Source organism: Nonomuraea sp. NPDC004354 (assembly GCF_053602555.1).
The window spans coordinates 85,273-106,660 of sequence record NZ_JBSGDV010000018.1 but is presented as its reverse complement, the minus strand read 5'-3'; the positions used below and the strand labels follow the sequence as shown (position 1 = coordinate 106,660).

The following is a 21,388-nucleotide window of genomic DNA, read 5'->3' as shown; positions in this document are numbered from 1 at the left end:
AATCATCTCCTCATCTGGGCTGTGTCGCGCACCAGCAGGGCGAGCCGGCGCGCGCCCTCCTCGAGGTCGGCGGCGCTCACCGAGCTGCACGACAGCCGTATCGCGCGGGATCCGCCGCCGTCGGCGAAGAAGTAGCTCATGGGCGTCCACACCACGCCGTAGTCGCGCGCGGAGACGGTGAGCAGGTTCTCGTCCGCCGGGAAGGGCACCCTGACCACCACGAAGAAGCCGGCGCCCGGCGCGTTCCACGACACTCCGAGCCGGTTCCTGAGGTCATCGGGCAGCCAGTGGTCCAGGGCGCGCAGCAGGGCGGCCAGGTTCTCGCGATAGAAGCGGATCCGCTCGGCGTTGTGCTCGCGCAGCCGGCATCGCGAACGCACCAGGATGCCGCCGATCACGGCCTGGGCCACCGACGAGGTGTTGACCGTGATCATGCTGCGGATCAGGGCGAGCTGGTCCGCCAGCGTCGAGCGCGAGCCGTCGGCGTGCCGTACCACCTGGTCGGCGACGACGTAGCCGACCCTGGCCCCGGGGAAGCACGTCTTGGCGAAGGAACCGATGTGGATCACCCGGCCCGAGGTGTCCAGCGACTTCAGGCTGGGCAGCGGCGGGTCGGCGAGAAAGCCGTAGGGGCTGTCCTCCAGGATCAGCAACCCCTCGTCCTCGGCCACGCGCAGCAGGGCGCCGCGACGCTCCGCGCTGAGCGTGTGGCCGCTGGGGTTGGAGAAGTCCGGCACCAGATACAGGGCACGGGGGCGCCGGCCGCTGGCGCGCAGGCGGCGCGCGACGGCCGCGACGGCCGCGGGATCCACGCCGTCCTCGTCCTCGGCCACCGCGGCGCAGCTGATGCCGAGCAGCCTGGCCGCACCGAGAATGCCGATGTAGGCGGGAGAGGTGGTGAGCAGCACGTCGTCGGGCGCGTTGCAGAGCGCCCTGAGCGTGATCAGCATGCCTTCCTGCGCCCCGTTGACCACGACGATCGACTCGGCCGGCACGTGGATGCCCTCGTCGTTGGCGATCAGCTCGGCGATCAGGCCGTGGATGTGCCCGGCGGTCCTGCCGTACTGGAAGAGGCGGCGGGTGACCTCGCCGGGGGACAGTCCCTCGCGCCCGATCAGGTGCTCCTGGTAGGCCAGCAGGTTGTCGCCGAGCTCGGCGGGGTCGAAGAAGCCGTCGTACGGCCGGCCCGCGGCCAGGGAGACGGCCCGCGGGTAGCGGCCGGCGACCTCGTTGAGGAAGGCGGCCGAGCTCAGCACGGGATGCCCCAGCGCGGGACACAGGTCCTCGGCCGGGATCTCGTTGAGCAGCGCGGTCATGGCGCGCTCCACGACAGCAGGCCGGGCCCGATATCGGCCGTGGTCGCGGCACCGCACAGGAGCATGGCCTCCTCCAGCTCCTCGAGGATCAGCGCGAGCACCTCCCGCACGCCCCGCTCGCCCGCCGCGGCGAGGCCCCACATGGGCGCGCGGCCGAGCAGCACCGCGTCGGCGCCGGCGGCCAGCGCGACCAGCACGTCGACGCCCCTGCGCACGCCGCCGTCCACGAGCACCGGCACCCGGCCGCCGAGCGCGTCCGCCACCTCGCGCAGGGCGGTGAGCGAGGACTGCGCCCCGTCCAACTGCCGCCCGCCGTGGTTGGAGACCACGACGCCCTGGGCGCCGTGCCGTACGGCCAGCGCCGCGTCGCGGTCGGTGAGCACGCCCTTGACGATCACGGGCAGCCTGGTGGTGGAGCGCAGCCACTCCAGGTCGTGCCAGGTGGCGGTGGGGTCGAAGGTCCTGGCCGCGTGCGCCCTCACCCCCGACTCGCCTTCGCCGCCGCGCACCTGCACCCCGGCGGAGCCGAGGTTGACCGGGCCGAGCTCCGGCTCGATCACGAAGCGGTTGCGCAGGTCGCGCAGCCGCCTGGCCATCACGGGCATGTCCGAGGTGATGACCAGGGCGCCGTATCCGGCGCTCTCGGCCCGCCGGACGAGCTCGATCATGAGGCCGCGGTCCCTGGTCCAGAAGAGCTGCAGCCACAGCGGGGCCCCGGCCGCCGCCCTGCTGATGTCCTCCAGCGTCCGGCTGGCCAGCATGGGCACGATCGTGACGGCGCCCAGCGCTCCCGCTCCCCTGACGGTGGCGACCTCTCCCTCCGGGTGCAGCAGCCGGTGGCAGGCGACGGGGGCGATCGCGAAGGGCGCCGGCCACCGGTGCCCGAACACGTCGACGTGGGTGTCCGGTTCGGCCGTGCCGGTCAGGATCCGCGGGCGCAGCCGTACCGCGTCGAAGGCCCGCAGGTTGCCGGCGAGGGTGCGCTCCGCGCCGCTTCCGCCGGACAGGAAGTCCCAGACGGCGGGATCGAGCCGGGCCTGTGCCAGGACGGCGAAGTCCTCCGTCCGCAGGGCGACGGACGGCTCCTGGCCGAGCGCGGAGGTCGTCATCACGGTCTCGCCGCGAGGGAGGCCCGGCGCTCCTGCTCCACGGCCTCGTACAGCGCGCGGACGTTGCCGCTGCCGAACGTCCTGGCCTCTCGCCGCTCGATGAGCTCGAAGAAGAAGGCGCCGGAGGGATGGACGGGCTTGGTGAAGATCTGCAGCAGCACACCCCAGTGGTCCCGGTCGACCAGCACGTTCCGCTCGCGCAGGACCTGGATGCGGTCGGTCATGGTGGTCACGCGCTCGGCGAGGGTGTCGTAGTAGCGCAGCGGGGCGGTGAGGAACTCCACGTCGCGGGCCTCGAGCTCGGCCACGGAGCTCACGATGTCGTCGGTCATGAGCGCCACGTGCTGCACTCCCGCGCCGCCGTGCCGGTCCAGGAACGCGTCGATCTGCCCGGGGGCGCGGGCGATGTCCGGCTCGATCAGCGTGAACGTGATGCCGCCCGACGGGCTCTGCACCACTTTGGAGTCCATGCCCTGGTCACCGATCTCGATCTTCTCCTCGAAGATCGTCTCGAAGCCGAAGACGTCGCGGTAGAACCTGATGGAGGGGGCGAGCATCCCGGCGGGCAGGCACATGGCGACGTGGTCGACCAGGAGCAGCGGGCCGGCGCCTGAGGGCTCGCGTCCGGGTCTTTCGACGAGCGAGTGCACGACGTCTCCCGGCCCGCCGACGACCCCGATGACCGTCTGCCCGAACGTGGTGGGCTCCCGCACGGGCCTGGCCCCGCGCGCGACGGCCGCGTCGAAGGCGGCCTCCGCGTCGGCGACGCGGAGGGCGATGTCGGCGACCCCCTCGCCGTGCCTGGCGACGAAGGCGGCGGCCCTGCCCTGCTGCCGCGGCGCGCTCACGACGAGCTCGATGTGTCCCTGGGTCAGCAGCACCGACGTGCGGTCCTCGACGGGGAAGGGCACGTCGGCGTGCTCGGTGAAGCCGAGGCCGTCCCGCAGGTAGGCGGTCAGCCGGGCGGGCTCGCCGGTGAACAGTTCGAGGTGGTCGATGCCGTGCGGGGTCACGTCTGCGTTCCTCCCGGGGCACGGCGGATGAGGGTCAGCCCGTCCCGCACGCTGAGCAGCACCGAGACCAGGTCCGTACGCGCGGCCACCAGGTCGTTGAAACGGCGGATGCCCTCGGTGCTGTCCAGCGTGTCGGACGGGTCGAGGACGGCCCCGCTCCACAGGGTGTTGTCGACGGCGAGCACGCCCCTGTCGGCGAGCTTGGGCACCAGCTCGTCCAGGTACTCGGGGAAGTGGGCCTGGTCGGCGTCGAGCAGGATGAGGTCGAAGGGGCCGGGCAGCGTGCGGATCGTCTCCATGGCCGGCCCGACGACGACCGTGATGCGGTCGTCGTGGCCCGCCGTCGCGATGTGCTTGCGCGCTATGTCGGCGTGCTCCTGGCTGAGTTCGCACGTGACAATGTGTCCGTCGGGCGGCAACTCGCCGGCCATGGACAACGCGGAATAGCCGGTGAATGTACCGATTTCCAGGACGGCCCTGGGACGCAACGTCCACACCAGGAATTGCAGGAAACGCGCTTCCACCGGTCCCACCATCATGTGCGGCCGCTCACACCTTGCCTGGGTCTCCGCCGCGAGCGCCAGCAGGCTCGGGGGGTCCGGAGTGGTGTGCGCAAGGGCGTATTCCTCGATGCCGGGCAAAGTGATTGGTTGCATATCAGTAGATATAGGGTGCGCTTCTCTGAAATAGGTGGAATCTTTCGGGATCCAGCAATCGATCGCCATTGCCTTTTCGTATATGCGGCACGCTGAGGACATCACCGACCGAGGGGCCCGCAATGGCATTTCGAACCTGGAGCCGTGCCCTCGCCATCGCCGCAGTCACCGTGCGCCGGAGCTGCGCCGCCCTGCCGGCGATCGCCCTGAGCGGCAGGGGAAGCCGTCGCGCGGTGCTCAGGAAGCAGCTGCGCACGCTGGTGACCGAGCTGGGGCCCAGCTTCGTCAAGGGCGCCCAGCTGCTCAGCACCCGGCAGGATCTGCTGCCGCGGGAGATCTGCGAGGCGCTCGGCCGGCTCCACGACCAGGTGGCCCCGATGAGCGAGCAGGATGCCCGCGAGGCGGTGCGGTCGGCCTACGCGGGCCGCCCGTGGCCCTTCGCCGACTTCGACTGGGAGCCGATCGCCAGCGGCAGCATCGCGTGCGTCTATCGGGCCGTGCTGACCGACGGGCGGCAGGTGGCCGTCAAGGTGCGCCGCGTGGGGATCGCTCCGCGCATGCGCGCCGACTTCGCCCTGGCCGAATCGGGCGCCCGTCTCATGCAGCGCCTGCCCGGCATGCGGGGGCTGCCCGCCGGCGAGATCGTCGGGCAGTGCCGCGACGCCGTGCTGGCCCAGCTCGACTTCGCGGCCGAGGCCGACGCGCTCGACGCGCTGCGCCGCAACCTCGGGGACCTGGCCTACCTGCGCGTCCCCGAACCCGTGCGCGAAGCGGGGGCCGAGGGGGTGCTGGTCATGGAGTACCTGCCCGGCCTGCGGCGGATCGAGCCGGCCGAACTGCCGGCCGAGGTGGCCGAGCTGGTGGTCAGGCGGGTGCTCCGGTGCGCGTACCGCATGCTCTTCATCAACGGCCTGGTCCACTGCGACCTGCATCCGGGCAACCTGTACATCGCGCCGGACGGCGGCATCGTCATCCTCGACGCGGGCTTCGTGGTCCGGCTGGAGCCGAAGGTGCGCCGCCTGTTCGCCGAGTTCTTCCTCAACATGGCGCGCGGCAACGGCCCCTACTGCGCCGGCATCGTCATCCGCAGCGCCAGGAGCATCGGCGAGCACGCCGATCTGGACGCCTTCCGCGAAGGCATCGGGGCGCTGGTCGCCGGGGCGGCCAGCCGTCCGGCGCGCGACTTCCGCCTGGCGCCCTTCGCCGCCAAGCTCTTCGACCTGCAGCGGCGCAGCGGCCTGTACGCCGCCCCCGAGTTCGTCTTCCCGCTGCTGTCGTTGCTGGTGCTGGAAGGGATGATCAACGACTTCCACGCGGACGTGGACTTCCAGAACGAGGCCAAGCCGGTGCTGTTCAAGGCGCTGCTGACCGGCGTGCCGATCGAGCGCAAGGCGAGCTGACCGGCGTGCGGGTCCGCGGGCCGTGCTGACCGGAGTGCGGGTCCGAAGGCCGTGCTGACCGGCGTGCCCGTCCAGCAACGTGCTGACCGGCTCCCGCGGCGAGGGCGGGAGCCGGTCAGCTCGCCGGTTCGGCGACCGCCAGCACCAGCCCGCCCCGCACCCGCCCGATGCTCCGCACCTGGAAACCCGCCTGCGTCAGCAGGTGCCGCGTCTCCTCAGGAGTGCGGTGCGCCGGCAGCTCGCCGCCGACCAGGCGCAGGAGCGGTCGGGCCCAGCGCGGCGGCGGCCGGTGCTCGGCCAGCACGAGCCGGCCGGGACGGCGCAGCACACGGGCGATCTCCCGCAACCCGGCGGGCTGGTCCTGCCAGTGGCCGAACGCCGTGGTGCTGAGCACCAGGTCGAAGCTCCGGTCCGGAAACGGCAGCCGCTCGGCGCCGCACACGTGGAGGCGGGCCCGCGGCAGCTTCTCGCCCGCCACGCGAACCATCTCGCCGGCCGGGTCCACGCCGTACAGGCGGGCCCGCGGCCACCGGCCGGCGGCCAGGCTCAGCAGCCGCCCGGTGCCGCAGCCCACGTCCAGCACCGTGTCAGGGGACAGGTCGGCCGCCGCCGCGAGCACGTCGGGGTCGGCGCGGCGGCAGCCGTACTGGCCGGGGCTGCTGTCGTAGCGGCGGGCCATGCGGTTGAACTGGTCCACTGAGCCGGTGTCACGCATCGGGCGCTCCGACGGGCTGGGGCCTGCGGAGCAGGCGCGACAGGAGGGAGGGCAGGCAGGCCAGCAGCGCCACGCCCATCATGGCGAAGGCGGAGATGAGGATGGTGGGCTGCGGCCCGAGCCGCTGCACCATGGCGCCGCCGAGGGCCGAGCCGATCGGCTCGGCCACCAGGATCATGCTCGACCAGGCGGTTCCCGCGGCCACCATCGCGGCGGCGGGAATGGACTGCTGGAGCAGGGTGGTCGACAGGGCGGGGTAGGGCGCGAACACGAAGCCGCTGATGGCGAAGCCGATGAGGGCGGGCAGGAACATGGCCGTCAGCCCGAGCGGCAGCACCGCGGCGCCGCAGCCGAAGGCGATGGCGATGGTGGCCGGCCAGAGCGGGATCCTGCGCAGGGCGCCGCCCAGGATCGCCCCCGCGAGGCCGCCCACGCCGTACAGCGTCCAGAACAGCCCGAGCGTGCTCGCCGAGCCGCCCAGGATGTCGGCCACGTAGACCGGCAGGGCGACGTCGACGGGGGTGGCGATGACGGCCACCACGAAGGTCATCACGATCAGCGTGGCCACCCGCACGTTGCCGAACAGGGCGCGCAGCCCGGGGAGCATGCTGCCCAGCCCCTCGGCCTCCTCCGCCGGGGGCCGGCCGAGGCGCGGGAAGCCCACGAGCGAGACGGCCAGCACCAGGAAGCACAGCCCGTTGGTGGCCAGCACCGCGTCGGGGCCGATCGCCGTGGCCAGCAGGCCGGCGACGGCCGGGCCCAGGATCAGGCTGAGCTGGCCGCCGGAGTACAGCAGGGAGTTGGCCGCGCGCCGGTCCTCCTCCTCGTCCACGAGCTCGGCCACGACCGCGGTCCTGGCCCCCATGCCCCAGGTGTGGAAGAGGGAGGAGAGCGCGAGGATGCCGATGTAGCCGAAGGCCGACAGGGCGTCGAACCGGTGCAGCACCATGACCGACGACAGCAGGGCGGCACGCAGCAGCGCGTCGGTGATCAGCAGCGTGCGGCTGTCGAGGCGGGCGCACCACCGGCCGAGCAGGAGCCCGGACAGCGCTCCCGGCAACACGTAGGCGGCCAGGGCCAGCCCGACGACCTGGCCGCGCTGATCGGCGGGCGCCAGTTCGAGCGCCAGCCAGGTCAGGGCCACCCCGCCCATGCCGTCGCCGAATCTGGAGATCAGCAGGCCCGGCAGCAGCCGCATGAACCGGCGGTTGCGCAGGACCGGGCGGTAGCCGGGCGGGACGAGCCTCCAGCGGCGGTCTGTCGTACCGGTGTTCACACATTCTCCTCGCGCACGCTTTGAGGCGGGGCCGCTACGCGCCCCCGCCTCGAATCGGGTCGGACCTCACACCTCGGCGATGGAGCCGAGCCTGCCGGTCCGGGCGAACTCGGCGGCCTGCTCCTTGACCGCCAGGAAGTCCTCCTTGCGGGCGGCGTAGTCGCCGGTGACGTACTGGCCGACGATCTTCCTGGTGGCCAGCATGTACATCACGGGCTCGGAGTCGGGGTTGTCCTTGTCGTACATGCCGACGCGGTCGCCGGGGGCCATCTCACCGATGGCGCCGATCGGGGGCAGGGCGCCGAAGACGCCCTCGATCACCACGGGCTCCTTGTTGATCAGCGTCTTGCCCTGGTCCAGCAGCTCGAGCTGGAAGTAGACGTTGAAGTAGCCCTTGAACCGGCTGTCGAACTTGTTGACCGCGAAGGTGGTCTCCTCGCCCATGGTGGGGATCTGCGGGTTGAGGCTGAAGACGAAGTTGCCGAGGTGCTCGCTGCGGCCGGGCAGGTACATCTGGATGATCTGCGTGACGATCGCGTTCGGGTTCTGTCGCTCGGGGTTGCTGCGGGTCACGCAGAACCAGCCGTCAGCCTCGATGGTCTCCTCGCCGCCGGCCAGCTCGATGACGGCGTCGGTCCAGAGCCGGAGGTAGTCGGTGCCGGCGGGGGGGAAGTAGTTCACGGTCATGCTCTGCTCCTGTGGTTGGCCGTGCTGCTTTCGCTTTAGATTTATCTAGCGAGCGAGAGGTGTCAAGGGGCAGCATTCCCTGGCATTCGCCACATCTATGTACTTATTTCGCTATATAAAAAGTTATCTGCCAATGCGACGCTGATAGAGCGCGGCCGTCACCGGCGCGAGGACCGCGACGATCGCGAGCGACCACGCCACCGCCGCCCACAGGTCGCCCCCCACCGGCCGGTCCAGCAGCAGCGCACGGGTCGCGTCGATGGCCGCGGTGACGGGCTGGTGGTCGGCGAAGGCACGCAGGGGCCCTGGCAGGGTCTCGATGGGCACGAAGGCACTGCTCAGCATCGTCAGAGGGAACAGCAGGCCCAGCCCGATGGTCTCGGTGGCCTCCACGCTCCTCAGGATCAGGGCGAGCGTCAGCGTCACCCAGGCCATGGCCACGCCGTACAACCACAGCAGGATCAGCGCGAGCAGCGCCTGCGACGGGCTCGCGGCGGGCCGGAAGCCCACCGCCACCCCCACCAGGGCCATCACCAGCACCACGACCGAGCTCCGGAGCAGCCCGGCCAGCGCGTGCGAGGCCACCACCGACACCCTGGAGATCGGCAGCGACCGGAACCTGTCCATCAGCCCCAGCCGCAGGTCCTGGGCCAGGCCCGCGCCGATGGTGATCGAGCCCAGCGTGACGGTCTGCACCAGGATGCCCGGCACCATGAAGTCGGGATAGGCCAGGTCCGTGCTGAGGCCGACGGCGCCGCCGAAGACGTAACGGAACAGCAGCACCAGCACCACGGGCTCGACGATCGAGAACACCAGCAGCTCGGGACGCCGCCGCAGGTGGATGAGGTTGCGGCGGACCAGCGAGGTCACCTCGACCGCGACCGCGGTCACCGCCGGTGCCCGTTCGCCGCGGGCTCGGCGCCGGTGAAGGCGAAGAACACGTCGTCGAGGGTGAGCCTGCGCAGCCGTACGTCCGTCACGTCCACTCCCGCCTCGTCCAGCCCGCGCACCGCCCGGGACAGCACGCCCGGCCGGTCGTCGGTGAGCACGCTCACGGTCAGCGCCGCCGCGTCCACCTCGGGACGGCCGCCGAGCAGCGTCTCGAGCTCGGCCGCCGCCAGCGGGAGGGCGGCCGGATGGGCCAGGGTGACCTCGATGCGCTCACCGCCGATCCTCGCCTTCAGCTCGTCCGGCGTGCCCTCGGCGACCGCGCGGCCCTGGTCCACCACGTAGATGCGGTCCGCGAGCTGGTCGCCTTCCTCCAGGTACTGCGTGGTCAGCAGGATCGTGGAACCCGCCCGTGCTCGCGCGCGGATCAGCTCCCACAGCGTCCTGCGGCTGCGCGGATCCAGCCCCGTCGTCGGCTCGTCGACGAAGAGCACGGGCGGGGCCGCGACCAGCGCGGCCGCCAGATCCACCCGCCGGCGCAGGCCGCCGGAGTAGGTCCGCACCGGCCGCTCGGCGACCGGTCCGAGATCGAAGGCCTCGACGAGCTCGGCGACCCTGCTGCGCGCGAGGCGGCGGGCCAGCCCGTTCAGCCGGGCGAACAGCCAGAGGTTCTCCATCGCGGTGAGGTGCTCGTCGACCGCGGCGTCCTGGCCGGTCAGGCCGATCAGCGTGCGGACCCGGCCGGCGGCCTGGACCACGTCGTGGCCGCACACCATCGCTGTGCCGCCGTCCGGCCTGGTCAAGGTCGACAGGACGCGGATCACGGTGGTCTTGCCGGCGCCGTTGGGGCCCATCAGGCAGACCACCGTCCCGCGGGCCGCGTGCATGGTCAGTCCCCGCAGCGCGGCGGTGCGCCCGTAGGACTTGACGAGGCCCTCGACCGCTATCGCGGAGGCTTCCGGTCGCATGCTCCGGATTAAAACCCTTATCGGCTGTTCCGGTAAAGAATCTGTTAGCGGATGAAAGGTTCGCCTCGCGCCGCTCGGCCTTCCATCATCTCCGCCCTCAGGTGTACGGCTGGGCATACCCATTCGGGTAGGTTCAAGAATATGTAGTGCCTTTGTTAGAGTCCGAGTTGCCGATGGGTACGCAGAAACCGACCGACAAAGGGTGGGATCACATGCGGTCCACGCACAAGGACATCGACGTCGTACTTGTTCGGTGGCCCGCCGAGGAGAGTCGCCGCGAGTACTTCCGAGCCCTGGGTGTGCCGCGGCTGCTGATCGTCGAAGGCGGCTCCAAACCGCCGTTCTGCGGTGACGTCAAGGAGGACTGGGTCCGTCCGCCGATCAGCCGCGACGATCTCGAGGCGCGGGTCGCCACCCTGCGCGCCCGCGTACGGGTCGACCGGGTGCCGGAGATCGACCCCATCGGGGTGATCAGATACGCCTCCCGGTCCGCGGCGATCTCCCCGACGGAGGCCGATCTCCTCCAGTGCCTGGTCAACTGCTTCGGGGACGTGGTGCGCCGCGAAGAACTCGAGCAGTGCCTGCCTGAGCGCTCGGGCAGGTCCCTGCGCAACGCGCTCGACCTGCACATCATGCGGATCCGCCGGCGCATCCAGCCGCTCGGCCTGGTGATCCGCACCGTCTGGGGACTGGGCTACCAGCTTGAGCTCCACGAAGTCTGACCGGAGGGCCGAGGTGACCGTGAGCGGGAAGAGCGCCGCGCCTGCGCCGCGCACGGCGACGCTGTGGCCCGTCAGGGAGCGGCGCGACCTCGCCGTCCGGCGCCTGCTGGCCGAGGCGGAGCACTTCGTCAGCCTCTACCATCACGAGCAGCTGGGCGGCCACGGCCTGACCAGGCGGCTGGCGCAGGTGCGCGCGCAGATCGAGGACTCCGGCACCTACTGGCACACCCAGGCCGAGCTCACCTTCGGCGCCCGGGTGGCCTGGCGCAACTCCGCGCGGTGCATAGGGCGGCTCTACTGGCGCAGTCTCAAGGTGCTCGACCGGCGCCTGGTCGGCGACGCCGAAGGAGTCGCGGCCGGATGCCTGGAACACCTGCACGCCGCGAGCAACGGCGGCCGGATCCGCCCGGTCATCACGGTGTTCGCGCCCGACCAGCCCGGCCGTCCAGGACCTCGCATCCGCAACGACCAGCTCATCAGGTACGCCGGATACCGCACGCCCACGGGGGTCGTCGGCGACCCGCGCAACGTCGGGCTGACCGCGGCCGCGGCGTCGCTGGGCTGGCAGCCGCCCGAACCGCGGGGCCGCTTCGACCTGCTGCCCCTGATCGTGCACTCCTCCGGCCGCGACCCGCTCCTGGTGCAGCTGCCGTCCGAGGCCGTGCTCGAGGTGCCCATCGCGCATCCCGACGAGCCTGCCTTCGCCGGCCTGGGCCTGCGCTGGCACGCCGTACCCGCGATCAGCAACATGGTGCTGCGCGTCGGCGGGGTCGACTACCCCGCCGCCCCGTTCAACGGCTGGTACATGGGCACCGAGATCGGCGCGCGCAACCTCGCCGACCGCGACAGGTACGACGTGCTGCCCGCCGTGGCCGCGATCTTCGGCCTGGACACCTCGGCCGAGCACCACCTGTGGCGAGACCGCGCGCTCGTCGAGGTCAACCGCGCGGTGCTGCACTCCTTCCACCAGGCAGGGGTGACCATCACCGACCACCACACCGAATCCGAGCGCTTCATCAACCACCTGAACCGAGAGGAGCGGGCCGGCCGCAGGTGCCCGGCGGACTGGAGCTGGATCGTCCCGCCGATGTCGGGCTCGCAGACCCCGGTGTTCCACCGCTACTACGACACCAGCCACCTGCTGCCGAACTTCCTCCCCTCGGAGATCCGCACCGGCGCCGGCCACGTGGTCTCCGACGGATCGGCCCTGGTCTTCTCACCATCCTTCGACCCTTGGGAGCCATGAGATGAGCGCACGAAAAGCCGACGTCATCGTCGTCGGCAACGGTGTGATCGGCATGTCCATCGCCTACGAACTGGCCAGGCGAGCCCCCGGCACCAGCGTCCTGGTGGTCGGCCCGGCGCAGCGGGCGGGCGCCGCGTCCGTCGCCGCGGGCGCCATGCTCAACTGCTTCGGCGAGGTGACCAAGTACACCCTGCTCTCGCCCGCCGGGCAGGCCAAGTTCCAGCTCTGCAAGGACGCCCTGGACGCCTGGCCCGACTGGCGGGCCGGGCTGGCGGAGGCGTCGGGGAACGGCGGTCTCGGCGACGGCGCGCCCACCGGCACCACGGTGCTGCTGAACGCGAAGTCCGGGCACCTCGACGACGAGAACTTCGCCGCCCTGCTGAGCGCCGCGGCCAAGTTCGACGAGCCGCACGAGGAGATCGACCCCCAGGACGTGGTGGGTCTGCAGCCCGTGGCGGAGGCCAGGCCGCTGCGTGCCGTCCACCTGCCCAGGGAGGGCGCCATCGACGCCCGCGAGGTGCTCCCCGCGCTCGAGCGGGCGCTGTCGGAGCTGCGCGTCGGCACGATCGACGACCAGGTCGCCGGGGTCGAGACGAGCGGTGGCCGGGTCAGCGGGGTCAGGCTGGCCGGCGGCGAGGTGCTGGCCTGCGACAGTGTTGTGCTGGCCGCGGGCGCCTTCAGCCGCGCCCTCCTCGACGTGCTGCCGCCCGGCAGCGTGCCGCCCGTGCTGTGCGGCAAGGGCATCGCCGTCGAGACGGTACGGCAGGCGCACCCCGGCTTCCAGCACGTGGTCCGCACACCCAACCGGTCGGGCTCCTGCGGCCTGCACCTGGTCCCGCAGGGCGACGGCGTGGAGTACATCGGCGCCACCAACCTGGTCTACAGCGCGCCCGCCTACGTCCAGGACGTCGGCATGAGCGAGTTCCTCGTCCAGGTCGCCCGCGAGCAGCTGGACCAGCGGCTGTTCTTCTCCGACGTGCGCCGCTGGCTGGTCGGCAACCGGCCGGTGGCGGTCGACGGTTACCCCCTGATCGGCCGGACCTCCGTGGCAGGGCTCACGGTGGTCGCGGGCACCTACCGGGACGGCTTCCACTGCTCTCCCGAGATCGCCCGGCTCGTGGTCGACGACCTGCTGGGGGGCGCGAGCCTGGCCGAGGCGCTGCCGCACTTCACGCCCGAGCGGCGGCCGATCGAGTCGCTGACCGTCGAGGAGGCGGTGAAGGAGTTCGCCTTCCACGGCGTGTCGGCGGCCATCGAGGCGGGGCTGCGGCTGCCGTCCCACACCGACACCTCCCTGTTCGAAGGCCACTACCAGGCGGCGGCCCGGAGCTTCTACGACGGCCTGGAGCACCCGATCGGCCTGGCGCCGGAGATCATCCTGGCGATCATGAGCGACCCCGACGCCAAGAGCCTGGTCACGGACTACCTGGCCGCCTCCTACCGGCACTACGGAGGCGTGTCGTGATCCCCGGACGCGTCGACTGGTTCGAGCTGCGCACCCCCGACCTCGAAGCCGCCACCGCCTTCTTCGGCGCGCTGCTCGGCTGGAACTTCAAACCGTTCGAGCCGTTCGGTGTGACGGTGTGGAACGGCGCCGACGAGATCGGCATGATCACCGCGACGGACTCGGCGCCCGGCGGCCCGCCCGGCACCCTCGTCTACGCCTTCGTGGAGGACCTGCGGGCCTCCGTCGAGCTGGCCATCCGGCTCGGCGCGCGGGTGGACGTCCCGCCCACCTTCGTCGACGCGGAGTCGGGCGCCTTCGCCTGTCTCACCGCGCCCACCGGGACGGCCTTCGGGCTGTGGGCGGGGGCGCTGTGACGCACGCGGACCTCGTCGCCGTCGTCGCCGGCGCCACCCGAGGGGCCGGCCGCGGCATCGCGGTCAGCCTCGGCGCGCTGGGCGCCACCGTGTACGCGGCGGGCCGGTCCACGCGCGACCGGCCCTCCGCCATGAAACGGCCCGAGACCATCGAGGAGACCGCCGAACTCGTCGAGAAGGCCGGCGGGCGCGGCATCCCCGTGCGCTGCGACTTCACCGAGCCCGCCGAGGTCGACGCGCTGCGCGAGCGGCTGGAGTCGGAGGTGGCGGGCAGGCTCGACGTCCTGGTCAACGACGTGTGGGGCGGCGACCCGCTCGTGGAGTGGGGCAAGCCCTTCTGGGAGCACGACCTGGCCAACGCCCTGACCGCCTGGCGCAACGGCATCCAGAGTTACCTGGTCTCCCTGCACCGCCTGGTTCCGCTGATGGTACGGCGGGGCTGCGGGCTCGTGGTGGAGATCACCGACGGCGACGGCGACGACTACTACGGCTCCCTCTTCTACGACGTTGTCAAGGCCGGCGTACGGCGGCTGGGCCGCGTGCTCGGCGAGGATCTCGGCAAGCACGGCCTGACCGCCGTCGCGCTCACCCCCGGCTTCCTCCGCTCGGAGGCCATGCTGGAGGGCTTCGGCGTCACCGAGGAGAACTGGCGCGACGCCGTCGCCAAGGACCGCCACTTCGCGCTGGCCGAGTCGCCGCACTACGTGGGCAGGGCGGTGGCCGCCCTCGCCACGGACCCGGACGTGGCCAGGTGGAACGGCCGCGTGCTGTCGTCATGGCAGCTGGCCGGCGAGTACGGCTTCACCGACCTCGACGGTTCCCGGCCCGACTGGGGCCGCTACCGCACGGTCGCGTTCGGGCCAACGCAAGGACAGACCAATCCGGAGGACTACAGATGACCTCAGAGCAATCGACGAGCCGCGGTCCGGGCATCCTGCTCGCGGTGCTGTGCCTGGCACAGTTCATGCTGATTCTCGACGTGGCCGTGGTGGCCGTGGCACTGCCCACGATCCAGCCCGACCTCGGGATCAGCCCGGCCGACATCCAGTGGGTCGGGACCGCCTACGCGCTGGCGTTCGGCGGCTTCCTGGTCACGACGGGCCGGATGGCCGACCTGTTCGGCGCCCGCAGGCTGATGGTGATCGGCCTGGTCGTCTTCGCGGTCGCCTCCCTGGGCTGCGGGCTGGCCGAGACCGGCTGGATGCTGTTCGCCTCACGCGGCCTGCAGGGCCTGGGTGCCGCCCTCGTCTCGCCCGCCGCGCTCTCGATCGTCACCACCAGCTTCGGCGAAGGCGAGGGCCGGGCCAGGGCCATGGGCGTCTGGGGAGCCGTCTCGGCCGGCGGCGCGGTGGCGGGCCAGCTGCTCGGCGGCGTGCTGATCGGCCTGGCCGGCTGGGAGTGGATCTTCTTCGTCAACGTCCCGATCGCCGCCCTGGTCCTGCTGGCGGTCCTGCTCGGCGTCTCCGCCACTCCCGGCCGGGCCGCGGGGCGGACCGACGTCGTCGGCGCCGCGCTGCTCACCGGCGCCTTCGTGCTCCTGGTCACCGGCGCCTCCCAGGCGGCCGAGCAGGGGCTCTCGGCCCAGGTGGCGCTGCTCGGCCTGGCCGCGGTGGTGCTGCTCGGGGCGTTCTGGTTGACCGAACGGCGAGTCCAGGACCCGATCGTCCCCCTGGGGCTCTTCCGCAACCGGCACGTCACCCTCGGCAACGTGATCTGTTTCGCCTCGTCGGCCACCGTCATGGCCACCGTCTTCCTGGCCGCGATGGTGATGCAGCAGGTGCTCGGCGCGAGCGCGCTGCAGGCGGGGCTCAGCTTCGCCCCGGTGTCGGCCGTCATCACCGTCGTGGCGCTCAAGTCGGGGGCGGCCGTCGGGCGTTTCGGCGTCCGGAACGTGCTGCTGGCCTCCGCGCTCCTGATCGCCGCGGGCTCGCTGCTGCTGGCCACCGTCCCGGCCGAGGGGAGCTTCCTGCTGCACGTCGTGCCCGGACTGCTCGTCTCCGGCATCGGCGGCGGGCTGGGCTTCGCCCCCGGCATGTTCGTGGCCACCACCGGCGTCGCCGACCACCAGCAGGGGCTCGCCTCCGGCCTGCTCTCGACCTCCCAGCAGCTGGGCGGCGTGTTCGGGCTGGCCGCGCTCAACCTCGTCGCCGTCCAGGCCGCCTCCGCCGCGGCCGGGTCAGCCGACGCCGCGGTGGCCGGTTACCGGGCCGGCTTCCTGGCCGCGCTGGTGTTCCCCGCTGTCGTCGCGGTCTGCTCGCTCGCGCTGCCCCGCCAGCAGGCTCCCGCAGCGATGGCGGCCGGCGACTCCCCGGCCGCGCCTGACCCGGTCGGCTGACCCCGGTCGGCCGACGCCGGTCGGCCGACGCCGGTTGGCCGATCCGGTTGGCTGACCCCGTCGCCTGACGCCTCCCGCGTCGGCTGGTAGCAGCGACGCCCGGCCGGGCCATTGCCCGGCCGGGCGTCGCGGTGTCCGGGGGCGGCCCCCCGGACACCCGGGTCGTGCGTCAGCGGGGGCGGACGACGAGAGCGCTGCCGCCGCCGAGGCGGGTGGGTTCGGCCACGGCCAGCACACGGTCGCCGTCGAGGAACTCCAGGGCGGTGGCGGCGCCGAGCGGCCACGGGGCCCAGGGGGGCGGCTCGAAGGCGTGGCCACGAGCCGTCAACGCGGCGCCGTACTGCTCGACGAAGCCGGGTTCGGCCAGGGTGACGGGCAGGTTGAGCTGGCCGGCCCGGGGAGCGGCCACCGCCTCGGGCAGGGGCATCCCGAAGTCGACCCGGTTGAGCAGGATCTGGATCACGGTCGTGATGATGGGCGTGCCGCCCGGTGACCCCAGCGCGAACAGCGGCCGGCCGTCACGGAGCACGATCGTCGGCGCGATGGAGGATCGCGGCCGCTTGCCCGGCCCGGCCAGGTTCGGCCCGCCGGCCGAAGGGTCGACGGTGAACCCGGACAGCTGGCTGTTGAGCAGGAACCCGCGCCCGGGGACGACCAGGCCGCTGCCGCCGATCTCACCGAGGGAGACGGTGTAGGAGGCCACGTTGCCCCAGCGGTCGGAGACCACCAGGTGCGTGGTGTGCCCGCCTTCGGCGGACGAAGCGGCGGACGGCGAGGCCGACGAGGGCGCGCCCGGGGCCTGGCACGGCTGGTAGGAGCCGTCGGGCGAGCCGGGTGCGGCGGGGTGCGGCATGGCGGCAGGACCGATGAGGCAGGCGCGTTCGCGGGCGTAGCCGGGGGACAGCAGCTCCGACACCGGCACCTCGGCGAAGTCGGGGTCGCCGACGTAGCGCTCGCGGTCGGCGAAGGCCAGCCGCGAGGCCTCCAGGTAGCGGTGCAACGCCTCGACCCGGTCGGCGGGCGCGTCCATGGCCGACAGGATGGCGAGAACCTCGCCCACGGTGGTGCCGCCGGAGGAGGACGGCGGCATGCCGTACACCTCGAGGCCACGGAAGCGGGATCGGGTGGAGGCGGGTGACAGCGTGCGGTAGGCGGCCAGGTCACGGGCGGCCATCAGACCGGGGCGGATCCGGCGGCTCGCCGAGGGGGCGACGGGCGGCTGCTTGACGGTCCTGACGATCTCCCGCGCGACCGGGCCGCCGTAGAACCAGGCGGACCCGTGCCGCGCCAGTTCCTCGTAGGTGCGGGCCAGGCCGGGGTTGCGGAAGACCGAGCCCACCGGCGGCGGCCGGCCGCCGGGCAGGAAGAGGTCCTTGGCGGAGCTGACGTCGGCGAAACGGTCCTGGTTCAGCGCGGTCTGCGCGTTGAACTCGGCGTCGACGAGGAAGCCGGAGCGTGCCACGCGGATGGCCGGGCGCAGCGCCTGCCGCAGCGGGATGGTGCCGAACGCGCGCAGGATCGTCTCCCACTGGTGCACCACGCCGGGGACGCCCACGGTCAGGCCGCTGGTGACGATCTCGTCCTCGGGGATGGGCGTGCCGTCGTCCAGGAAGGAGTCGGCCCGCATGGCGGCGGGGGCGCTCTCCCTGGCGTCCAGGCTGTGGACGCGGCCGGTGCGGGCCTCGTAGTACATCAGGTAGCCGCCGCCTCCGATGGAGGTCATGTGCGGTTCGGTGACGCCGAGCGTGGCCGCGGCGGCGACCGCGGCGTCGGCGGCGTTGCCGCCCCGCCGAAGGATCTCGAGGGCGGTACGGCTGGCGTCGGGGTCGACGGTGGCCACGGCGCCGCCGGTGCCCTCGGCGACGGGCCGTCTGCCGTCGGCGGTCACCGGTTCGGCCGTGCCCTCGGTGGCGGGCCGCTCGTCGTCCGAGACGGCGGCCGCTCCGGGCACGGGGATCATGCAGGTGCCGACGATGAGGCAGAGCGCGGGGTGCAGGATCTTTCGCATGGCTCACGGCTCCCTGTCGGCGCCGAGCCCGATGCCGGCGTACACGTCGGGGCGGCCGGCACGGACACGCAGCGCCCAGACGACGCCGGCGACGGCGGCCAGCGGGTAGATCGCGGGCAGGATCCAGCGCCAGGGCGAGCCGGGGCCGACCCCGAGCACGGTGTCGAAGTTGCCCACCCCGAAGGCGAGGACGACGCCCAGCGCGCAGCCGGCCAGCCCGGGGGCGATCAGCCGCCGCCAGAGGTTCTCGACGCCCGGCCGCCGGGCGAAGAAGACGATCACCGCGACGGAGGTGACGACGAGCAGGGCCAGGGTGCCGAACCCGCCGAAGCTGCCGACCGCGACGAAGAGCTGCCGGACGGGGTCGAGCCCGGCGGCCGCCCACAGCACGATGACGAGCAGCGCGGCCCCGCTCTGGGCCAGGGAGCCGGCCACGGGCGCGCCGCGCCGGGAGGTGCGCGCGAAGACGGCGGGCAGGGCGCGCTCGCGCCCGAGGGCGAAGACGTAGCGGGCGATCGCGTTGTGGAAGGCGATCAGCGAGGCGATCACGCTGGTCGACCAGACGATGTAGGCGACCGAAGCCGCGCCCGCCCCGGCGTTGGCGCCGAGCAGGTTGAAGAACAGCGCCGAGCTCTCCCCCTGGGAGCGCGCGACGACCTGGCCGGTGCCGGTGGAGACCGCGGTGCTCCAGGCCGACAGGGCGTACAGGCCCGCCAGGACGGCCAGGGCGAGGAAGGTGGCCACCGGAATGGTCCGCGCCGGGTTCTTGGCCTCCTCGGTGAAGACCGCCGAGGACTCGAAGCCGGCGAAGGAGGCGATGGCGAAGACGAACAGCGCCCCCACCCCCGGCACGAAGAGCTGCTGCGGGCTCAGCGGCGCGAGATCCAGGCCGCCGGCGGCCGGGTTGAGCAGGTTGGCGGCGTTGAAGAGCAGCACGACGGCCAGCTCGCCGAGCAGCAGGACGGCCAGCACCTTGCTGTTGACGTCCACGCGCAGCATGCCGAGCAGCGCGACCACGGCCCAGGCCACGAGCGCGACCGCCCACCAGGGCACGGTCAGGCCCGACAGTTCGGCGACCAGGGGACTGGTGGCGGCGCCGACCAGCCCGTAGAGGCCGATCTGCAGGCCGTTGTAGGCCAGCAGCGTCATCCAGGCCGCACCGACCCCCAACGGCCTGCCCAGCCCCTGCGCGACGAAGGCGTAGAAGGCGCCCGCGTTCCGCACGCGGCGCGCCATCGCCAGATAGCCGAAGGAGAACAGCGCGAGAACCGCGCCCAGCAGCAGGAAGGCCAGGGGGAGGCCGAGCACGCCGGTGATGGCGTAGGCGGCCGGCACGCCGCCGGCCACCACGGTGAGCGCGGCCGTCGCCGAGATCACGAAGTAGACCACGGCGGGGATGCCGAGGCGGTCGCTGGCCAGGCCCCGCGCGGCCGGCCGGAGTCGGGGTGGTCGGTCGGTGATCGTCATCGGGCAGCTCCGTGGGTGTGCGTCACGTGAACACGTGTGGTGCGGGTTCTTCCTCGGGCGTCATCTCGGGGCTGAGCCGCCCGTAGCGCCGGGACAGCCGGAGCACCGGGTCCAGCAGCGCGCTGTCGACCCGCCCGTCGTCCCACACGCTGGGCTCCACGTGGATGTGCACGACCCGGCCGATCACGAGGTTGCCGTTGCCCACGGGGTGCACGTCGACGAGCCTGCACTCCATGTGCGCCTTGGCCTCGGCGACACGGGGCGCGCGCACCACGGCCGACGGCGCCGCGGTGACCCCCACCTCGACGAACTCGTCCAGCTCCGGCGGGAAGGACGAGCCCGAGCGGTCGAGCATGTCGAGCAGGCTGCGGTCGGCGACGTTGACGACGAACTCCCTCGTCGCGCGGATGTTGCGCAGGGTGTCCTTCTCGCCGATGGAGCTCACGGCGATGTGCGGCGGGTGGTCGGCGACCAGGCTGAAGTAGGAGTACGGCGCGAGGTTGCGCCGGCCCGACATGGACTGCGTCGACACCCACGCGATCGGCCGCGGCACGACGAGGGAGGTGATGAGCTGGTACAGGTCGGGCTTCGGCAGCGCGTCGGGGTCGATCTCCCGGCCCGTGGCGAGTGTCGGGGACACGGTCATCTGGTCGTCACCTCATCGGGTCTGCGGCTTGTCGCGGTCACCCAGCGATCGCCGAACCGCATGTACTGGCAGTAGGCCGCGGCACGCAGGTGCCGCATCTTGCGCAGCGTGCTGGCGGCGTTCTGGACGGTCGTGCCCGGCTGGACCAGCGAACGCTCGCCGCCGACCATCGTGTCGGCCACGATCACGTGCCGCTCCAGGTCGATCAGGTCGGCTTCGAGCACGGCGTTCCTGGCCTCCGCGAGGGCCGGCGCGCGGGCGGCGAGCTCGTCGTAGGGGGCCGGCAGCTCCTCCAGGAGGCGGCCGAGCGCGGCGCGATACCTGCGGTGCTCGAGCTGCATGACACCCGTCAGGTTGGTCCGGACGTGCGGCGGGGCCATCGTGGGCCGGACCACGTCCAGGTAGTAGCGGGCGGGGAAGGCGCAGGAGTGCACCATGGCCGCCGTGAACCCCCTGACCAGCACGGCCGCCTGGTCCATGGCCGCGGCCGCGGGCTCGTCGCGGCCGTCGCGGGCCAGCTCCGCGGCCCGGTCGAGCCGTTCGGCCGCGAGCAGGTTGAGCAGGAAGTAGTAGTGGTGGGCCAGGAACCAGCGGTCCATCCAGTCGCCGCCGGGCACGTACCACGACTCCGGCGCGCTCTCGGAGGAGGGGTCCGCGAGCTCGTGGCTGGGCTGCGGGCGCAGCAGCTCCATCACCGTGATCATGCTCTCGACCTCGCACAGGAGGTCGTTCGGGTCGAGCATGGCGACGTCGAGGTCGGCGAGCATGCGGGAGATCAGGATCGCGGCCGTCGTGGCCTGCTGCTCGGCGGTGAGGGGAGCATGCCGGATGCGGAAATAGTCCGAATGCACGGGCACGGGGGGCGGGTACGCCGACGGATCAGGCAGCGGGACGGCCGCCGCCAGCGACCTGGCCACGGTGTCGGTGGCCACCGCGGCCTGCCGTACGGGCCGGCCCGAACCTGAGCCGACGGCGGCCACGACGGCGCGCAGGGCGGCCAGGCCCTCCGCCCAGAGCCCGCACAGGGAGGGGCGGAGCAGGGCGGTGGCGCGCTCCACCGGGTCGGCCAGCAGCGCCATGGGGACGGCGCTGCCATGGCGGGTGTTCATGGCCTC

20 protein-coding genes are annotated in these 21,388 nt (G+C 72.5%); 7 read left to right on the top strand and 13 right to left on the bottom strand.

The genetic code is table 11. From position 1 onward, the window contains the following. Positions 1-2 precede the first annotated feature (2 nt). From ACWENQ_RS36115 to ACWENQ_RS36100, 4 genes are read right to left on the bottom strand one after another with little or no spacing between them, the layout of a single operon-like run. A complete protein-coding gene (locus tag ACWENQ_RS36115; RefSeq protein ID WP_452418233.1) occupies positions 3-1,316 on the bottom strand; it encodes an aminotransferase-like domain-containing protein in 1,314 nt (437 codons plus the stop codon). Beyond that, a complete protein-coding gene (locus ACWENQ_RS36110; RefSeq protein ID WP_452418231.1) occupies positions 1,313-2,425 on the bottom strand; it encodes an alpha-hydroxy acid oxidase in 1,113 nt (370 codons plus the stop codon). The genes ACWENQ_RS36115 and ACWENQ_RS36110 overlap by 4 nt, the downstream gene beginning before the upstream one ends. Continuing rightward, positions 2,425-3,438: a 4-hydroxyphenylpyruvate dioxygenase gene (gene hppD / locus ACWENQ_RS36105; protein ID WP_449928690.1), complete on the bottom strand. Its 1,014-nt coding sequence runs from the start codon at positions 3,436-3,438 to the stop codon at positions 2,425-2,427. The genes ACWENQ_RS36110 and hppD overlap by 1 nt, the downstream gene beginning before the upstream one ends. Then, a complete protein-coding gene (locus ACWENQ_RS36100) occupies positions 3,435-4,163 on the bottom strand; it encodes an O-methyltransferase (protein WP_452418229.1) in 729 nt (242 codons plus the stop codon). The genes hppD and ACWENQ_RS36100 overlap by 4 nt, the downstream gene beginning before the upstream one ends. Positions 4,164-4,216: 53 nt before the next feature. On the opposite strand from ACWENQ_RS36100, the gene ACWENQ_RS36095 reads away from it, so the two are divergent. Beyond that, entirely contained in the window at positions 4,217-5,494 is a 1,278-nt protein-coding gene (locus ACWENQ_RS36095) for an ABC1 kinase family protein (RefSeq protein WP_452418228.1), read from the top strand. Positions 5,495-5,609: 115 nt separating this feature from the next. Here the strand turns inward: ACWENQ_RS36095 and ACWENQ_RS36090 are convergent, their stop codons facing one another. The 5 genes from ACWENQ_RS36090 to ACWENQ_RS36070 form a co-directional block, all read right to left on the bottom strand. Continuing rightward, positions 5,610-6,209 (bottom strand): class I SAM-dependent methyltransferase, encoded by a 600-nt coding sequence (locus ACWENQ_RS36090; protein WP_449928696.1) that lies wholly within the window; start codon positions 6,207-6,209, stop codon positions 5,610-5,612. Beyond that, positions 6,202-7,485, bottom strand: coding sequence for an MFS transporter (locus ACWENQ_RS36085; RefSeq protein WP_449928698.1), 1,284 nt, complete (start codon positions 7,483-7,485; stop codon positions 6,202-6,204). Before ACWENQ_RS36085 ends, ACWENQ_RS36090 begins: the two co-directional genes overlap by 8 nt. Before the next feature lie 66 nt (positions 7,486-7,551). After that, the gene (locus tag ACWENQ_RS36080; RefSeq protein WP_354915439.1) at positions 7,552-8,172 is read right to left on the bottom strand and encodes a DUF6073 family protein; all 621 of its coding nucleotides are present in this window, start codon (positions 8,170-8,172) and stop codon (positions 7,552-7,554) included. Positions 8,173-8,295: 123 nt separating this feature from the next. Then, positions 8,296-9,063, bottom strand: a complete 768-nt coding sequence (locus tag ACWENQ_RS36075; protein ID WP_354915436.1) for an ABC transporter permease — start codon at positions 9,061-9,063, stop codon at positions 8,296-8,298. Continuing rightward, complete coding sequence (locus ACWENQ_RS36070; protein WP_452418226.1) at positions 9,060-10,028, bottom strand: ATP-binding cassette domain-containing protein; 969 nt, start codon at positions 10,026-10,028, stop codon at positions 9,060-9,062. Before ACWENQ_RS36070 ends, ACWENQ_RS36075 begins: the two co-directional genes overlap by 4 nt. 212 nt (positions 10,029-10,240) lie before the next feature. Here ACWENQ_RS36070 and ACWENQ_RS36065 point away from each other — a divergent pair, with 212 nt between their 5' ends. From ACWENQ_RS36065 to ACWENQ_RS36040, 6 genes are read left to right on the top strand one after another with little or no spacing between them, the layout of a single operon-like run. Further along, positions 10,241-10,750 (top strand): winged helix-turn-helix domain-containing protein, encoded by a 510-nt coding sequence (locus ACWENQ_RS36065; RefSeq protein ID WP_354915431.1) that lies wholly within the window; start codon positions 10,241-10,243, stop codon positions 10,748-10,750. A 19-nt stretch (positions 10,751-10,769) separates the two neighbouring features. Next, complete coding sequence (locus ACWENQ_RS36060; protein WP_452418225.1) at positions 10,770-11,996, top strand: nitric oxide synthase oxygenase; 1,227 nt, start codon at positions 10,770-10,772, stop codon at positions 11,994-11,996. Position 11,997: 1 nt separating this feature from the next. After that, positions 11,998-13,461 (top strand): NAD(P)/FAD-dependent oxidoreductase, encoded by a 1,464-nt coding sequence (locus ACWENQ_RS36055; RefSeq protein WP_452418223.1) that lies wholly within the window; start codon positions 11,998-12,000, stop codon positions 13,459-13,461. Next, complete coding sequence (locus ACWENQ_RS36050; protein WP_449928706.1) at positions 13,458-13,817, top strand: VOC family protein; 360 nt, start codon at positions 13,458-13,460, stop codon at positions 13,815-13,817. Before ACWENQ_RS36055 ends, ACWENQ_RS36050 begins: the two co-directional genes overlap by 4 nt. Next, positions 13,814-14,716 (top strand): SDR family oxidoreductase, encoded by a 903-nt coding sequence (locus ACWENQ_RS36045; RefSeq protein ID WP_452418221.1) that lies wholly within the window; start codon positions 13,814-13,816, stop codon positions 14,714-14,716. The genes ACWENQ_RS36050 and ACWENQ_RS36045 overlap by 4 nt, the downstream gene beginning before the upstream one ends. Then, positions 14,713-16,152 carry an MFS transporter gene (locus tag ACWENQ_RS36040; protein WP_452418220.1) on the top strand — a complete coding sequence of 480 codons (1,440 nt, stop codon included), beginning with the start codon at positions 14,713-14,715 and terminating at the stop codon, positions 16,150-16,152. Before ACWENQ_RS36045 ends, ACWENQ_RS36040 begins: the two co-directional genes overlap by 4 nt. 169 nt (positions 16,153-16,321) lie before the next feature. Here the strand turns inward: ACWENQ_RS36040 and ggt are convergent, their stop codons facing one another. From ggt to ACWENQ_RS36020, 4 genes are read right to left on the bottom strand one after another with little or no spacing between them, the layout of a single operon-like run. After that, the gene (ggt, locus tag ACWENQ_RS36035; RefSeq protein WP_452418218.1) at positions 16,322-18,160 is read right to left on the bottom strand and encodes a gamma-glutamyltransferase; all 1,839 of its coding nucleotides are present in this window, start codon (positions 18,158-18,160) and stop codon (positions 16,322-16,324) included. Positions 18,161-18,163: 3 nt separating this feature from the next. Further along, complete coding sequence (locus ACWENQ_RS36030; protein ID WP_449930275.1) at positions 18,164-19,627, bottom strand: APC family permease; 1,464 nt, start codon at positions 19,625-19,627, stop codon at positions 18,164-18,166. 22 nt (positions 19,628-19,649) lie between these two features. Further along, entirely contained in the window at positions 19,650-20,273 is a 624-nt protein-coding gene (locus tag ACWENQ_RS36025; protein WP_354915409.1) for a flavin reductase family protein, read from the bottom strand. Then, a complete protein-coding gene (locus ACWENQ_RS36020; protein ID WP_452418217.1) occupies positions 20,270-21,382 on the bottom strand; it encodes a hypothetical protein in 1,113 nt (370 codons plus the stop codon). The genes ACWENQ_RS36025 and ACWENQ_RS36020 overlap by 4 nt, the downstream gene beginning before the upstream one ends. Positions 21,383-21,388: the final 6 nt, after the last annotated feature.